This is a genomic window from Streptomyces varsoviensis (genome assembly GCF_000718635.1).
Lineage (GTDB): Bacteria > Actinomycetota > Actinomycetes > Streptomycetales > Streptomycetaceae > Streptomyces > Streptomyces varsoviensis.
Genome location: NZ_JOBF01000006.1, coordinates 184367 through 200358, shown reverse-complemented (window position 1 = coordinate 200358; position 15992 = coordinate 184367). Strand labels below are relative to the sequence as shown.

Below are 15992 nucleotides of genomic sequence, written 5' to 3'. Positions count from 1 at the left end.
CCTCTCGGATGTCCCTGGTCTCGCGGGCCGTAAGTCCTTTCTACTCCTCCCGTGAGGCAAGTGGAACCCCTCGCCGCAGATATCTGCAATTGGATTCAAATGCTATGGATACGGGCGCTGGGCGCCTTGCGGCGGCTGGCATACCAGACCAGTCCCGCGGTGGCGGCGGCAGCGCCGACCGCGACCGCCGTGGCGAGCGCCGGGCGCGCGGGCACCGACAGCGCGGGCACCCGCTTCTTCAGCCGGACCGGGCGGTTGAAGGAAAGGACCGGCCAGTCGCGGGCCAGCGCCTCGCGGCGCAGCGCGCGGTCCGGATTGACGGCGTGCGGATGGCCGACGGATTCGAGCATCGGCACGTCGGTCGCCGAGTCGCTGTAGGCGTAGCAGCGCGAGAGGTCGTACCCCTCCGTCTCCGCCAGCTCCCGGATGGCCTCGGCCTTGGTCGGGCCGTAGGCGTAGTAGGCGATCTCGCCGGTGAAGACGCCGTCGGCCACGACCATCCGGGTGGCCACCACCCGGTCGGCGCCGAGCAGCTCGCCGATCGGCTCGACGACCTCCGCGCCGGAGGTGCTGACGATCACGACATCGCGCCCGGCGGCGTGGTGCGACTCAATGAGGGAGGCGGCCTCGTCATAAATGATCGGGTCGATGAGTTCGTGCAGGGTCTCGGCGACGATTTCCCGGACTTGCTGGACGTTCCAACCCCGGCAGAGCGCGGAGAGGTACTCCCGCATCCGCTCCATCTGATCGTGATCGGCCCCGCCGGCCAGGAAGACGAACTGGGCATAGGCGGTACGCAGCACAGCACGCCTGTTGATCAAGCCACCTTGGTAGAAGGACTTGCTGAAGGTGAGAGTGCTTGACTTCGCAATGACCGTCTTGTCCAGATCAAAGAAGGCGGCTGTCCGGGGCAGCGAGTGGTTTTCCACGAGGCTGAGCATAGAGGCCCTCCATTCGGCGTAAGCTGGGGCGTGTGGGTTTGCCTGAGAAGGGTCTCGGGTACACCATGGAAGTCACGGATCGTTCGCGACCGTGTCTAACCCGGCCCGACTCCTCCCCCCCCGAGTCGGCCGTGGGGACGACCCCCGCTCTCCCCCCCGGCGGGGGTCGTCGCATGTCCGGACGTGTTTTTGCCGTCCGCGCCGCCTCGTCCCACCCCTTCTCGCCAGGCTCCGAGCCCGGCGCTCGTGTGCCGCTCTCCAGTCATACCCGTCACGGACCGTAATCGCCAGGCTGCACTCCGGAAGTCACTGGTATAGGTGACCGGGATATTCACAACGGCTGAGTTGTCCACAGTTTTGGAGCAAGATCCACACAATTTCCCACTTCGCTGCACGGTGATTCCTCGCGGCGTTCCGCGGAGTTCGCGGATGCGAGTACGCGTAGTGAGAGGGGGAGGATCGTGGCCGGAACCAACGCGTCCGATCAATGGGCGGGAAGCGGTGCGGAGCCGGGCGCACCACTGATCATCACCGAGGACGAGCAGCTCCTCGACGATCTGCTGCGCCTGTGCGCGGCCGCCGGAGCCGTGCCCGAGGTGGCGCACGGGACGCCCGCGCGGCGCGGGAGCTGGGAAGACGCGCCGCTGATTCTCGTCGGCGACGACTGTGCCCCGAGGCTGGCCGGCTGCGTGCGGCGGGAGGGCGTCGTCCTCGTCGGGCGCGACCTCGACGACCCCGAGGTATGGCGCCGGGCCGTGCTGGCCGGCGCCCGCAATGTGGTGCTGCTGCCCGACGGCGAGGGCTGGCTCGTGGACCGTATCGCCGATGTCGTGGAAGGCGTCGGGCGCCCGGCCCTCACCGTCGGAGTCATCGGAGGGCGCGGCGGAGCAGGGGCGAGCACCCTCGCCTGCGCCCTCGCCGTGACCGCGGCCCGCGCGGGGCAGCGCGCCATGCTCATCGACGGCGATCCGCTCGGCGGCGGCCTCGATGTCCTGCTCGGCGGCGAGAACGCCGAGGGCCTGCGCTGGCCCGCCTTCGCCCGCTCCCGCGGCCGGGTGGCCGGTGGGGCGCTGGAGGAGTCGCTGCCCGAACTGCACTCCCTTCGCGTGCTCAGTTGGGACCGCGGCGATGCCACGCTCGTACAGCCCGAGGCGATGCGCGCCGTGCTGGCGGCCGCCCGGCGGCGCGGCGGCACGGTGGTGGTGGATCTGCCGCGGCGCGGCGACGAGGCGACCATGGAAGCGCTCCGGCAGGTGGACGTGGGGCTGCTGGTGGTGCCGGGCGAGCTGCGGGCCGTCGCCGCGGCGCACCGGGTCGCTTCCATGGCGGGCATGGTCCTGGACGACCTGAGGGCGGTGGTGCGCACCCCGTACGCCCCGGGGCTGGACGACGAGGAGATCGCGCGGCTGCTCGGGCTGCCGCTGGCCGGGGAGCTGCCGCCGGAGCCCGGACTGCGGGACGCCTTGACGGCCGGCGCGCCGCCCGGCAGCGGCGAGCGGGGGCCGTTGGCGCTGTTCTGCGAGGAGTTCTGGGCACAGGCGCTCGCCGACGGCGGGAGCGTGGCCGCATGAGCGCCGAGCTGCTGGACGCGGTGCGGCTCAGGCTCGCGGAGAGCGGTGCGGAGCCGACGCCCGCGCGGGTCGCCGAGGCATTGCGCCAGGAGGGGCGGCTGCTGGGCGATGCCGAAGTGCTCCAGATCGTCGCGCGCCTGCGGTCCGAGTTGGTGGGCACGGGGCCCTTGGAGCCGCTGCTGGCCGAGGCCGAGGTCACCGATGTGCTGGTCACCGCGGCGGACGAGGTGTGGGTCGACCGCGGATCGGGGCTGGAGCGTACGGACGTGGCGTTCACCGACGCCGCCGCGGTGCGCCGGCTCGCCCAGCGCCTCGCGGCGGTGGCCGGGCGCAGGCTGGACGACGCCCGCCCCTGGGTGGACGCCAGGCTCCCGGACGGCACCCGGCTGCACGCGGTGCTGCCGCCCGTCGTCGTGGGCTGTACGTGCCTGTCGCTGCGCGTGGTGCGACCGAGAGCCTTCACGCTGTCGGAGCTGGTCGAGGCGGGGACGGTGCCGCCGGGCGGGGAGCGGCTGCTCCGCGCGATCCTGGCGGCCCGGCTCTCGTACCTCATCAGCGGCGGTACGGGCTCGGGAAAGACGACGCTCTTGAGTTCGCTCCTCGGCCTCGTCGGGCCCGGCGAGCGGATCGTACTGGCCGAGGACTCCGCCGAGTTGAGGCCGGATCATCCGCATGTGGTGCGACTGGAGACGCGGCCCGCGAACCAGGAGGGCACGGGGCTGGTCACCCTCCGGGATCTGGTGCGGCAGGCGCTGCGGATGCGCCCGGACCGCCTCGTGGTCGGAGAGGTCCGCGGACCCGAGGTCACCGACCTGCTGGCGGCGCTGAACACGGGGCACGAGGGCGGTTGCGGAACGGTGCACGCGAACGCCGCGAGCGATGTTCCGGCGCGGTTGGAGGCGCTGGGGTCGTCGGCGGGCCTCGACCGGGCCGCGCTGCACAGCCAGTTGGCGGCGGCGCTCGCGGTGGTGATCCATCTGGTACGGAACCGCTCGGGCCGGCGGCGGATCGCCGAGGTGCATGTCCTCGACCGTGACGCGGCGGGGTTCGTCACGACCGTGCCCGCGGCGCTGTGGGGCCCGGACGGCTTCCGGCGGGCGCGGGGCTGGGACCGGCTCGCGGCGCTGTGCGAGCGGGGCGGGGGCGTGTCATGACGGGGATGGTGACGACGCCCGAGGCTGTGCCGGTGTGTGCGGCCGCGCTCTGCGCGGGGGCGGCCCTGTGGTGGTCGGCGGGGCGCGCCGACGGGGCGCGGCGGGCCCGGCTGCTGCTCGCGGGCGGCCCGGCGACCGCACCGGTCGCGGGGGCCGTGCCGCCATGGGTGGACGAATGGCTCACCCGGCTGCGGAGGCTGTGGCGGACGAGGCGTGAGGCGGTGTGTGTGCCGATCGGATGCGTAGTGGCGCTGCTGGGGGCCTCGCTGTTGCCCTTGCTGATCGCGGTCGCGGCTATGCCGCTCGTACGGCGATGGCTGCGGGCCCGGCGGCTGGGCCGTGAGCGGGAGCGGCGGGAGGCCGCGGTGATCGAGTTCTGCGGGGTCCTGGCCGGCGAGCTGAGGGCGGGGCGGCAGCCCGCTGAGGTGCTTGCGGGGCTCGCCCAGCCAGACCTGGGGCCGTCGTGGCCGGAGGTGGCCGCGGCAGCGCGGTTCGGCGGCGACGTGCCGGGGGCCCTGCGCGCGGTGGGGCGGCAGCCGGGCGCCGAGGGGTTGAACGGGGTGGCCGCGTGCTGGCGGGTCGCCGTGGACGGCGGGGCCGGGCTGGCGGACGGCCTCGAACGGGTGGCCGGCGCCCTGCGGGCCGACCGGGACCAGCGCGAGGAGCTGTACGCGCAATTGGCGGGCACGCGGACGACGGCTGTGATGCTCGCCCTGCTGCCGGTGTTCGGCCTGTTGATGGGCAGCGCGCTCGGCGCTTCGCCGCTGTGGGTGCTGCTGCACAGCCCGGCCGGACTGGGCGCGCTCGCCGTCGGCGGGCTCCTGGAGTGTGCCGGGCTGTGGTGGACGGCGCGGATCGTACGGGCCGCGCGTGGGATCAGTGGGGAGGCGCGGGCATGAACGGCGAGGTTATCCACAGGTTGGGGATAAGTGTCGCGCTATTGGTCGTGGGGCTGTGTGGCGTGATCTGGGTGCTGGAAGCGAGGCACCGACGGGCGGTGCGGCGAAGGCCCGCGGCGCTGGGGCTCGCGGAGAGCGCGGAGGCTGGGACGGCTGGGGTGTGGGGCCGGCTGCGGGAGAGGTCTGTGCCCACGGAGCGGATCTCGGCTCACCTGCCGGCGGTCGGAGCGGGACTTGCCGCGTTCATTCTCCTCGGCGGAGTCGTCGGCTGTGTGGCGGGACTCGCCGCGGCGTATGGCGTCCGGCGCTGGCAGCGGCGTCGCCGGGCCGTCGAGGACGCGCTGTGCGCCGCGGAGGTGGAGCGGCAACTGCCGTTGGCAGCCGACCTGTTGGCCGCGTGTCTGGCTGCCGGTGCGGGCCCGCGGGCGGCGGCCGAAGCGGTCGGCTCCTCCCTCGGCGGCCCGGTCGGCGACCGGCTGGCCCAGGCCGCCGCCGAGGTCCGGCTCGGCGGCGAGCCCTCCGTCGCCTGGGGGCGTGTGGGTGCGTTGCCCGGCGCGTACGGCATGGCGCGGGCTCTGGAGCGCGCCCAGGCGACAGGGGCGCCGGGGGTACGGCCGATGGCCCGGCTCGCGGGCGAGTTGCGGGCGGCGCACGGTCGGGCGGCGGGCATACGGGCCCGGCGCGCGGGGGTCTTGGCGACCGCCCCGCTGGGCCTGTGCTTCCTGCCGGCGTTCTTGATGGTCGGCGTGGCGCCGGTGCTGATCGGGCTGGCCGCCGGGCTGTCGAGCGGCGGCTGACGGGCCGAGGGGCTGACGGGCCGATGAGGCCCGAGATGCCTGAGCACAAACGGGATGACAAGCGAGATGACAAGCGAGATGGCAAACGGAACGAGGGGAGTACGGGCGTGATGGTCATGCGGTGGTGTGCGCGGCGCTGTGCCGCGGCGAGGGAGAGGGCCGAGGCCGGGATGACGACCGCGGAGTACGCGATGGGGACGCTGGCGGCGTGCGGGTTCGCCGCGGTGCTCTACAAAGTGGTCACCAGCGGCGCCGTCGGCGCGGCGCTTCAGTCGCTGATCGAGAAGGCGCTCCATGCGCAGTTCTGACTCGGACGCCGGGCAGACCACGGCTGAGGCCGCCGTGGTGCTGCCGGCTCTGACGGTCTTCGTGGTGGCGCTGGTGTGGGGCCTGACGGCCGTCGCCGCGCAGATGCAGTGCGTGGACGCGGCGCGCGCCGGAGCCCGGGCGGTGGCCCGCTCCGAGCCCGCCGCCGCGGCGGAGAGCGCCGCCCGGTCCGCGGCCCCGCGCGGCGCCAAGGTCGTGCTGGGCCGGGACGGAGATCTGGTGCGGGTGCGGGTGGAGGCCCGCGCGACGGGGCCCGGACCGCTGGCGCTGCGGCTGAGCGGGGAGGCGGTGGCCCTTGCGGAGGAGGCGGTGGGATGACAGGGGGACGGCGACGGTGTGGGTGACGGTGGCTGTCACCACGTTGTGCGCGCTGTTCGCCGGGATGCTGCTCGTGGGCGAGGCGATGATCGCCCGCCACCGGGCCGGCGGCGCGGCGGACCTGGCGGCCCTGGCCGCCGCGGACCACGCCCTGGAGGGGCAGGCGGCGGCTTGCGCCCTCGCCGGGCGGGTGGCCGGGGCTCAGGTCACGAGGCTCGTGCGGTGTGTGGTGCGGGGGGAGGTGTCGGACGTGGTGGCCGAGGCCCGCGCGGGGCCGTACGCGCCGCGGGTACGGAGCCGCGCGGGACCCGCACCGGCCTCGTGACGCCCTCGCCGCCGGTGCCCCGCGAGCACGGGCCCGCGCGGGGCACGTGACGGCCGAGGCCGGCGATGGCGCCGCGGGGCCGTGAGGAAGGCCCGGCCTCACCGGCGGCGGGTTCGGCCCCGGGGGCCGGAGCGTGGCCGGGCTCGGTTCCGCGGCCCTGACGGGGTTAATCCGGCTGAGGAGGTGCGGACTTCAGGAGGGTGGCGAGGAGGCGGATGGCGGCTCTCTTGTCCAGGGGGTCGTTGCCGTTGCCGCACTTGGGGGACTGGATGCAGGACGGGCAGCCGGAGTCGCACTCGCAGGAGGCGATGGCCTCGCGCGTGGCAGTGAGCCAGCGGGCGGCCGTGTGGAAGGCGCGTTCCGCGAAGCCGGCGCCGCCGGGGTGGCCGTCGTAGACGAACACCGTCGGCAGCAGGGTGTCCGGGTGGAGGGGCACGGAGACGCCGCCGATGTCCCAGCGGTCGCAGGTGGCGAAGAGCGGGAGGATGCCGATGGAGGCGTGTTCGGCGGCGTGCAGGGCGCCGCCGAGGGCTTCGGGGTGGACGCGGGCGTCGTCGAGCTGGTCCTCGGTGACCGTCCACCACACGGCGCGGGTGCGCAGGGTGCGGGGCGGCAGGTCCAGTTTGGTCTCGCCGAGGACCTCGCCGGTGATGAGTCTGCGGCGGAGGAAGGAGACGACCTGGTTGGTGACCTCGACCGAGCCGAAGCAGAGCCGCGCGTCCCCCCAGGGGACCTCGGTGGTGGTCTCCAGGATGGAGATCGCGGTGGTGTCGCGGGCGGTCGTGGAGTAGGGCGGGGCGGCTTCCTCGACGAGGGCGACCGAGTCGTCCAGGTCCAGGTGTTTCACCAGGTACGTACGGCCCTGGTGGAGGTGGACGGCGCCGTCGTGGACGGCGGTGTGGGCGGCGGAGGCGTCCACCGTGCCGAGCAGCCGTCCGGTGCCGGCCTCGACGACCTGGACGGGGCTGCCGCCCTCGCCGCGGATGTCGGTGAGGTCGGCGGCGCGCTCGCGGCGGGTCCAGTGCCAGGCGGTGGCGCGGCGCCGGAGCAGCTTGCGGGCTTCGAGCTGGGGGAGGAGGTCGGCGGTGGCGGGGCCGAAGAGGTCCAGGTCGTCTTCGGTGAGGGGGAGTTCGGCGGCCGCGGCGCAGAGGTGGGGGGCGAGTACGTAGGGGTTGTCCGGGTCGAGGACGGTCGACTCGACGGGCTGCCGGAACAGCGCCTCGGGGTGGTGGACGAGGTAGGTGTCCAGCGGGTCGTCGCGGGCGACGAGGACGGCGAGCGCTCCTTGGCCCGTACGTCCGGCGCGGCCGGCCTGCTGCCAGAGGGAGGCGCGGGTGCCGGGGTAGCCGGTGATCAGGACGGTGTCGAGGCCGGCGACGTCCACGCCGAGTTCGAGGGCGGTGGTGGCGGCGAGGCCGAGGAGGTCGCCGGTGTGCAGGGCCCGTTCGAGGGCGCGGCGCTCTTCGGGGAGGTAGCCGCCGCGGTAGGCGGCGACGCGTCGGGGGAGGGAGCGGTCGATTTCCGCGAGCCGTTCCTGGGCGATGACGGCGATGAGCTCGGCTCCGCGCCGGGACCGTACGAAGGCGACCGTGCGGACGCCCTGGACGGCGAGGTCCGTGAGCAGGTCCGCGGTCTCGGCGGTGGCGGTGCGGCGGACGGGGGCGCCCTGTTCGCCGTGGAGTTCGGTGAGCGGTGGCTCCCACAGGGCGAAGACGAGTTCGCCGCGGGGGGAGGTGTCCTCGGTGATTTCCGCCACTGTCAGGCCGGTCAGCCGGGTCGCCGCGCGGGCCGGGTCGGCGGCGGTGGCGGAGGCGAGGAGGAAGACGGGGTGTGAACCGTAGCGGGCGCACAGGCGACGCAGCCGGCGCAGGACCTGGGCGACGTGGGAGCCGAACACGCCCCGGTAGGTGTGGCACTCGTCGATGACGACGTAGCGCAGGGCGCGCAGGAAGGAGGCCCAGCGGGGGTGGGCGGGGAGCACGGACCGGTGGAGCATGTCCGGGTTGGTGAGCGCGTAGTTCGCGTACTGGCGGACCCACTCGCGCTCCTCGACGGGGGTGTCGCCGTCGTACACGGCGGGGCGGACGCGGTTGCCGAGGGGGGCGGCGAGTTCGCGGACGGCGCGCCGCTGGTCGTGCGCGAGCGCTTTGGTGGGCGAGAGGTACAGCGCGGTCGCGCCCCGCCCGTTGGGCGCCTCGGACCCGTCGAGGAGCGCGCTGAGGACCGGCGCGAGGTAGGCGAGGGACTTGCCGGAGGCGGTGCCGGTGGCCACCACGACGGATTCGCCGCGCAGCGCGTGTTCGGCGGTGCGCGCCTGGTGGGCCCAGGGGCGGTCGATGCCGGCGGCCCGGATGGCATCGATCACTTCCGGCCGGATCTGCGAAGGCCAGGGGGCATGACGCCCCACGCGCGGGGGCAAGTGCTCCGTATGAGTGATGCGTGCAGCACGGCCCGCCCCGGCGGCGAGGCGGTCCAGGACCGTGCGGGGAGAGGGGCGTGCGCCCGCGCGCGGCGGGAGTTGGTCGGCGGCCATCGACATCGAGTGTGTCACCGGCATGACGGACAATGGTGCCAAGGCGTCGTGCTCGCCTGCCGGTAAGTGATTGAATGCCATCGCGGCTGCCGATCCATGGGGGGCGACCGCTCGATGCAAGGTGCTGGAGGATCCGTGGACCTGTCCCTGTCGACCGAGACCGTAGGCGACCGCACGGTTGTCCGGGTCGGTGGCGAGATTGATGTATACACCGCGCCCAAGCTGCGTGAGCAGCTGGTCGAGCTTGTCAACGACGGTAGTTACCACCTGGTCGTGGACATGGAGGGCGTCGACTTCCTCGACTCCACCGGGCTCGGCGTGCTGGTCGGTGGCTTGAAGCGAGTGCGTGCCCATGAGGGCTCGCTGCGCCTGGTGTGCAATCAGGAGCGCATTCTGAAGATCTTCCGTATCACCGGTCTGACCAAGGTGTTCCCGATTCACACCTCGGTGGATGACGCGGTGTCGGCGACCGACTGACGGTTGCCGTAGGAAGACCGCCGCGCCGGGGTTCCGGGCTGAGGCCCGGTGCCCCTGCGAGTTCGCCCTGTTCCGGTAGGCGGGAAGAGGGCACGTACGACCGAGGGGGATGGCATGGCCACCGTCGAACTGCTCTTCAGTGCCCTGCCCGAGCACGTCCGCACCGCCCGTCTCGTGGCGGCCGCGGTGGCGCGCCGGGCCGGGGTCGACGAGGCCGTGCTGGACGAGGTGCGCCTCGCGGTCGGCGAGGCGTGCACGCGAGCGGTCGGGCTGCATGTCGCCTATGGGGTGGCCAGTCCGGTCCGGGTCGTGCTCATCGAGGATGAGAAGAAGTTCTCCATCGAGGTCGGCGATGACGCGCCCCGTGCCTCCGCCGGTCTCGTGCCGGGGGCCCGCGGGGAGAGCGCCGATGCCGGTGCGCTGCCGCCCTCCGGGGCGCCGGAGGAGCCTGGCGCCGAGGCCGACGACGAGATGGGTCTGGCCGTGATCAGCGGTCTCGTCGATGACGTCGAGGTGACGTCGGACGAGAACGGCGGCCTCATTCGGATGACCTGGCCGACGACGCCGGCTTCCGTACTTCCGTAGAGCTGCCGTAGAACCGCCGTGGCGGCGGTGCGCGTCCGGTGCGGCGCGCCTACTGGGTGCGCCACGGTAAGCCGTCCCACCACTACGTCCCGTACTCCTGCCGTGGCCACCGAGAGCCGCTGGGCGCGCCCGTACGCCCGTAGCGCGCCGGAGCGAGGGCCGTACGCCGGGGCAAGGGCCGACGGGGCCGTGCGGTGGTCGTGGGTGCCCGGCGGCCGTACTTGTGCGGCGGCTGAGCGGGTCCGGTAGTTGTACGTGCCCGACAGCGGCGGGTGTCCGGAATCCGTCCCCGCCCGGGAGCCGGGCCGGCGGGGTGACCGTAGCCGCGCGGCAGGTGGGTGAGCCCCTTGGCCCGGGTGTTGCTCGCCCCCTCTGATCTGGGGCGTTCATAGGATTCTGAGATCCTTTTATAGATCATTTTCGGTGCGTCAGTGAATTACGTGATCTCCTTCGTCCGGGCGAATTCGCGGGCGTACTCCTTTTGATCTTCGCTGGTGCAGGCTAATTTCCTCCACTTCCCTCCACGGCGCTCTGTTTTGATCTCGCCCGGCTCCCTACAATCCGTCCACATCTTGAGCTCAGGACGCCTGAGCGTGGCGGCTGTTCTGCGGTCGTTCTCTACGGTCGCGGAACAGTCGCGCGCCCATGTGCCAAACGTCAAGGAGGACGAATGGCGGGGCCTATCACCCCTCATCAGCTCGGCTTCACCACCCAACTGGCCGCGGAACTGACCGACGACAATCGCACGCTGGTGATGGTGATCGCGGCGGTCGCGATCGCGGCGCTGGCGCTCGCGGTGGTGCTGGTGCGCCAAGTGCTCGCCGCCGGTCAGGGCACGGACAGCATGAAGAAGATCGCCGCGGCCGTGCAGGAAGGCGCCAATGCCTATCTGGCCCGGCAGTTGCGCACCCTCGGCATTTTCGCCGTGGCCGTGTTCTTCCTGCTCATGCTGTTGCCGGCGGACAACTGGTCACAGCGCATCGGGCGCTCGGTCTTTTTCCTGATCGGCGCGCTCTTCTCGGCGGCCACCGGTTATATCGGCATGTGGCTCGCGGTGCGCAGCAATGTGCGAGTCGCGGCGGCCGCCCGTGAGGCGACGCCCGCCGAGGGCGAGCCGGCCAAGGACCTCACCCAGGTCGCGCACAAGGCCACGAAGATCGCTTTCCGCACGGGCGGCGTCGTCGGCATGTTCACCGTGGGGCTGGGCCTGCTCGGCGCGTCCTGCGTCGTGCTCGTCTACGCGGCCGACGCGCCCAAGGTCCTGGAGGGCTTCGGCTTCGGCGCGGCGCTGCTGGCGATGTTCATGCGCGTCGGCGGCGGCATCTTCACCAAGGCCGCGGACGTCGGCGCGGACCTCGTGGGCAAGGTCGAACAGGGCATCCCCGAGGACGACCCGCGCAACGCCGCGACCATCGCGGACAACGTGGGCGACAACGTCGGCGACTGCGCGGGCATGGCGGCGGACCTCTTCGAGTCCTACGCCGTGACCCTCGTGGCCGCCCTCATCCTCGGCAAGGTCGCCTTCGGCGACGCCGGTCTCGCCTTCCCGCTGCTGGTCCCCGCGATCGGCGTGCTCACCGCGATGATCGGGATCTTCGCGGTGGCGCCGCGCCGCACCGACCGCAGCGGCATGACGGCGATCAACCGTGGCTTCTTCATCTCGGCCGTCGTCTCCCTGGTGCTGGTGGCGGTCGCGGTCTTCGCCTATCTGCCGTCCACCTACGCGGACCTCAAGGGCATCTCCGATGCCGCGATCCGCTCCCATGAGGGCAACCCGCGCATCCTGGCGCTCGTGGCCGTCGCCATCGGCATCGTGCTCGCGGCCCTCATCCAGCAGCTCACGGGGTACTTCACCGAGACCAGCCGGCGTCCCGTGCGGGACATCGGCAAGTCCTCGCTGACCGGGCCCGCCACCGTCGTGCTCTCCGGGATCTCGCTGGGCCTGGAGTCCGCGGTCTACACGGCGCTGCTGATCGGCCTGAGCGTGTACGGCGCGTTCCTGCTGGGCGGTACCTCGATCATGCTGGCGCTGTTCGCGGTCGCGCTCGCCGGTACAGGCCTGCTGACCACCGTCGGCGTCATCGTCGCGATGGACACCTTCGGCCCGGTCGCCGACAACGCGCAGGGCATCGCCGAGATGTCCGGCGACGTCGAGGGCGCGGGCGCGCAGGTGCTGACCGACCTCGACGCGGTGGGCAACACCACCAAGGCGATCACCAAGGGCATCGCGATCGCCACGGCGGTGCTCGCGGCCTCCGCGCTCTTCGGCTCGTACCGGGACGCGATCGCCACGGCCGTCGGCGACGTGCACGCGAAGGCCGACTCGATGGGCCTGAGCCTGGACATCTCGCAGCCCAACAACCTTGTCGGCCTGGTGCTCGGGGCCGCGGTCGTCTTCCTGTTCTCGGGGCTGGCGATCAACGCGGTGTCGCGGTCGGCGGGCTCCGTGGTCTACGAGGTGCGGCGGCAGTTCCGCGAGCATCCCGGGATCATGGACTACACCGAGAAGCCGGAGTACGGGCGCGTCGTCGACATCTGTACCAAGGACGCGCTGCGCGAGCTCGCCACGCCCGGACTGCTCGCCGTGATGGCCCCGATCGCCGTCGGCTTCTCGCTCGGCGTCGGCGCGCTCGGCTCGTACCTCGCGGGCGCGATCGGCACCGGCACGCTGATGGCGGTCTTCCTCGCCAACTCCGGCGGCGCGTGGGACAACGCCAAGAAGCTGGTCGAGGACGGTCACCACGGCGGCAAGGGCAGCGAGGCGCATGCGGCGACGGTGATCGGCGACACGGTCGGTGACCCGTTCAAGGACACGGCCGGACCGGCGATCAACCCGCTGCTGAAGGTGATGAACCTGGTGGCGCTGCTGATCGCGCCGGCGGTGGTGAAGTTCAGCTACGGCGCCGACGCCAACGCGGGGCTGCGGGCCGGCGTCGCGGTGCTGGCCATCGTGGTGATCGTCGCCGCGGTGTATGTGTCCAAGCGGCGCAGCATCACCGTGGGCGAGGAGGAGGACGGCGCCGGACGGGTGGCGAACGCGGCCGACCCCGCGGTGGTCTCCTGACGGCGGAATCTCCTCGCGGGGGGACGGGCGGGTGGTGCGCGCGGGCGCACCGTCCGCCCGTCCGCCTGTCAGCCTGATCGTCCGTCTGTCCGGTTGCCTGTCCGCCCGTCCGCCTGTCGCCCTGACCGCCCGTCTGTCCGGTTGCCTGTCCGTCCGATTGTCCGTCTGTATGTTCGGCTGTCCGCCTCGTCGACCGGCTGGTGCGGCGGACACGCCGGCTCGTCAGGTGCGGCGAACGCCACGGCCAGCTTGATGCAAATGGCTACAAAAGGCGTCACAACGGATGGCCGCCTCATGGCCCGCACACCTGGGACGTGTAAGTTCCGGGGCCGAAGGCCATGGAAGGGACCGATCCGGTGAACAAGAAACTTGTGGCCGCGCTGTCCGGCGGTGCGGCACTCGTACTGATGCTGACCGGCTGCGGCGGCGATGACGGGGACAAGAAGCTCGACGACTGGGCCAAGAAGGTCTGCGGTCAGATGCAGCCCCAGGTCAAGAAGGTCCTGGACGCCAACAGCGCCATCGCCTCCGTGCAACTGGAGCAGGACTCCAAGAAGGTCCAGCAGACGGACTCGGCCGCCTTCCAGGACAACGCCGACGCCTACAAGTCGCTCGCCACGTCGATCGACAGCGCGGGGGCGCCGCCCGTCAAGGAGGGCGAGACCACCCAGAAGAACGCCGTCAAGGCGCTCAACGACCTCTCCGGGGCCTACGAGGGGCTGAAGAAGCAGATAGACGGTATGAACACGTCGGACAAGCAGAAGTTCTCCGACGGCCTCAACAACATCGTCGCGGGCCTGAACAAGCTCAACAGCAAGAGCGAGAACGCGCTGAAGAAGCTCCAGGCGGGCAACGTGGGCGAGTCCATGAAGAAGCAGCCCGGCTGCCGCAGGACGTCGACGTCCGCGACGCCCTCCGGTTCCGTATCGCCCTCCGGTTCGCAGAAGTAGCGGCGGGCCGCGCGGGCGCGGGGCGGCGTCTCGGTGCCTGGTGCGGACGTGCCCCTCGCGCCCCGCTGCGGAGACGCCTCACCCCCCGTGCGGCCGGCCGTCGGCGGCCCGGCCGCACCGCTCCGCGCGGGCGTGGCGCCGGGCTGTCGCCAATTGTCAGTGCCGCCCCCGACAATGGGTTCCGTGAGTACGCACCGCCTTCCCGCCGCCGACCTCGCGCGCACCGACCGCCTGCGCGAGGCGCTTCTCGCCGCCGCCTTCACCGCCGACGGCCTCCTCGACCTGCTCGGCGCGCCCGCCTACGCCGCGCTCGCCCGCAGCGAGACCGTGCCCGCGCTGCGGGCCACCCGAGGCGAGAGCCCGCTGGAGACGCTGGTCAGACTCTTCCTCCTGCAGCGCCCCGTGCCGTACGAGCGGGCCGCCGCGTCCCTCCCCGTCGAGGACTGCCTGGCCGATGGCTGGCTGGTCCGCGAGGGCGCCGAGGTACGGGCGACGGTCGACGTGCGTCCGTACGGCGGGCCGGAGGGGCAGGACTGGTGGGTCGTCGCCGACCTGGGGTGCGCGGTGGGCGGGGCCGGCGGGCTCGCCGGGACGTCCGGTGTGGACCGTCCGCGACTGGTGCTGGGCGTGGGCGGCGCGTCCACCACGCTCGCCGGGATCACGGTCCGTACGCCCGTCGAGAGCGCCCTCGACCTCGGCACGGGCTCCGGCATCCAGGCCCTGCACGCCGCCCGGCACGCCACCCGGGTCACCGCCACGGATCTCAACCCCCGTGCCCTGCACGTGGCGCGGCTCACCCTCGCGCTGTCCGGCGTGGCCGCCGCCGACCTGCGCGCGGGCTCGCTGTTCGAGCCGGTCGCCGACGAGTCGTTCGACCTGATCGTCTCCAACCCGCCCTTCGTCATCTCGCCCGGGGCGCGGCTCACCTACCGCGACGGCGGCATGGCCGGGGACGATCTGTGCCGCACGCTCGTGCAGTGGTCGGCCGACCACCTCAACGACGGCGGCTACTGCCAACTGCTCGCCAACTGGCAGCACGTGGAGGGGGAGGACTGGCGCGAGCGGCTGTCCTCCTGGGTGCCGCGGGGCTGCGACGCGTGGATCGTGCAGCGCGAGGTGCAGGACGTCACGCAGTACGCGGAGCTGTGGCTGCGGGACGGGGGCGACCACCGCGCGGACCCCGCCGAGTACGCCGCGCGGTACGACGCCTGGCTGGACGAGTTCGAGTCCCGTAAGACCAAGGCGGTCGGCTTCGGCTGGATCACGCTGCGCAAGTCGGGCGCCGACCAGCCGTCCATCGTCGCCGAGGAGTGGCCGCACCCGGTCGAGCAGCCGCTCGGGGACGCCGTGCGGGCGCATTTCGAGCGGCAGGACTTCCTGCGCTCGCACGACGACGCGGCGCTGCTCGCCGCGCGGTTCCACCTCGCGGCGGAGGTCGCTCAGGAGCAGGTCGGCGCGCCCGGCGCGGAGGACCCCGAGCATGTGGTGCTCCGTCAGAACCGCGGTATGCGGCGGGCGACGAAGGTGGACACGGTGGGCGCCGGGTTCGCGGGGGTGTGTGACGGAACACTCACCGCGGGGCGCATTCTCGATGCCATCGCGCAACTCATGGAGGAGGATCCGGTGTTGCTCCGGGACCGTACGCCGGAATCCATCCGACTCCTGGTCGAACAGGGGTTCTTGACGCCGGCCGACTCGTCGGACTGAGCCTGCGGGCGGGTGCTCCGCTCCGCGAGGCGGCGAGCGCGGGGTGCCCGGCGGAAGTCCCGAGCGCCCGGCGGAAGCCCGGGAAGGGCGGGTATCGCCGGTGGGCGATATGAGTTACGCCACCGTGCCGGGAGGTGTGGACGCGCGGTCGACGGTTCGCCGGGCATTTCGGTCCGGCTGATCCAGCCAGCGCGCGATGCCGCCTGCCGCTCGCGCGTCGGCCGGGTCCCGGCGGACGCGCGTACGGACATGAACACGTACGGACGCGAACGTTCGCCGGTTGGGAGCGGCCCGGGCGCGGCCCCGGAGAGGGCGGGCCACCCGCCGGCCGGAGCCCCGGCCGG

The 15992-nt window shown here is 72.7% G+C and carries 14 protein-coding genes; 12 read left to right on the top strand and 2 right to left on the bottom strand.

What is annotated here, in order from left to right; all coding sequences use genetic code 11:
- Positions 1-95: 95 nt before the first annotated feature.
- Entirely contained in the window at positions 96-941 is an 846-nt protein-coding gene (locus IF55_RS12135) for an HAD family hydrolase (RefSeq protein ID WP_030880801.1), read from the bottom strand.
- Positions 942-1402: 461 nt separating this feature from the next.
- Between IF55_RS12135 and ssd the strand changes: the two genes are divergently transcribed.
- The 7 genes from ssd (at position 1403) to IF55_RS12100 (ending at position 6332) form a co-directional block, all read left to right on the top strand.
- A complete protein-coding gene (gene ssd / locus IF55_RS12130; protein WP_030880800.1) occupies positions 1403-2512 on the top strand; it encodes a septum site-determining protein Ssd in 1110 nt (369 codons plus the stop codon).
- Complete coding sequence (locus IF55_RS12125; protein ID WP_030880797.1) at positions 2509-3666, top strand: TadA family conjugal transfer-associated ATPase; 1158 nt, start codon at positions 2509-2511, stop codon at positions 3664-3666. The genes ssd and IF55_RS12125 overlap by 4 nt, the downstream gene beginning before the upstream one ends.
- Entirely contained in the window at positions 3663-4565 is a 903-nt protein-coding gene (locus IF55_RS12120; protein ID WP_030880794.1) for a type II secretion system F family protein, read from the top strand. Before IF55_RS12125 ends, IF55_RS12120 begins: the two co-directional genes overlap by 4 nt.
- Positions 4566-4750: 185 nt before the next feature.
- The gene (locus IF55_RS12115; protein WP_342668297.1) at positions 4751-5362 is read left to right on the top strand and encodes a type II secretion system F family protein; all 612 of its coding nucleotides are present in this window, start codon (positions 4751-4753) and stop codon (positions 5360-5362) included.
- Positions 5363-5532: 170 nt separating this feature from the next.
- The gene (locus IF55_RS41440) at positions 5533-5670 is read left to right on the top strand and encodes a DUF4244 domain-containing protein (RefSeq protein ID WP_245661165.1); all 138 of its coding nucleotides are present in this window, start codon (positions 5533-5535) and stop codon (positions 5668-5670) included.
- A complete protein-coding gene (locus IF55_RS12105) occupies positions 5657-6007 on the top strand; it encodes a TadE family type IV pilus minor pilin (RefSeq protein ID WP_030880785.1) in 351 nt (116 codons plus the stop codon). The genes IF55_RS41440 and IF55_RS12105 overlap by 14 nt, the downstream gene beginning before the upstream one ends.
- Positions 6008-6035: 28 nt before the next feature.
- Complete coding sequence (locus tag IF55_RS12100; protein WP_398243598.1) at positions 6036-6332, top strand: Rv3654c family TadE-like protein; 297 nt, start codon at positions 6036-6038, stop codon at positions 6330-6332.
- 166 nt (positions 6333-6498) lie between these two features.
- Here IF55_RS12100 and IF55_RS12095 read toward each other — a convergent pair whose 3' ends face one another.
- Positions 6499-8946, bottom strand: a complete 2448-nt coding sequence (locus IF55_RS12095) for a DEAD/DEAH box helicase (RefSeq protein WP_078644207.1) — start codon at positions 8944-8946, stop codon at positions 6499-6501.
- Between the two features lie 54 nt (positions 8947-9000).
- On the opposite strand from IF55_RS12095, the gene bldG reads away from it, so the two are divergent.
- The 5 genes from bldG (at position 9001) to IF55_RS12070 (ending at position 15648) form a co-directional block, all read left to right on the top strand.
- Positions 9001-9342 carry an anti-sigma factor antagonist BldG gene (gene bldG / locus IF55_RS12090; RefSeq protein WP_030880775.1) on the top strand — a complete coding sequence of 114 codons (342 nt, stop codon included), beginning with the start codon at positions 9001-9003 and terminating at the stop codon, positions 9340-9342.
- A 114-nt stretch (positions 9343-9456) separates the two neighbouring features.
- A complete protein-coding gene (locus IF55_RS12085) occupies positions 9457-9927 on the top strand; it encodes an ATP-binding protein (RefSeq protein ID WP_030880774.1) in 471 nt (156 codons plus the stop codon).
- Between the two features lie 670 nt (positions 9928-10597).
- Positions 10598-12991 carry a sodium-translocating pyrophosphatase gene (locus IF55_RS12080; RefSeq protein WP_030880771.1) on the top strand — a complete coding sequence of 798 codons (2394 nt, stop codon included), beginning with the start codon at positions 10598-10600 and terminating at the stop codon, positions 12989-12991.
- A gap of 356 nt (positions 12992-13347) precedes the next feature.
- Entirely contained in the window at positions 13348-13941 is a 594-nt protein-coding gene (locus IF55_RS12075; RefSeq protein ID WP_030880768.1) for a hypothetical protein, read from the top strand.
- 174 nt (positions 13942-14115) lie between these two features.
- Positions 14116-15648 carry a DUF7059 domain-containing protein gene (locus tag IF55_RS12070; RefSeq protein ID WP_106980373.1) on the top strand — a complete coding sequence of 511 codons (1533 nt, stop codon included), beginning with the start codon at positions 14116-14118 and terminating at the stop codon, positions 15646-15648.
- The last annotated feature ends 344 nt before the right edge of the window (positions 15649-15992 follow it).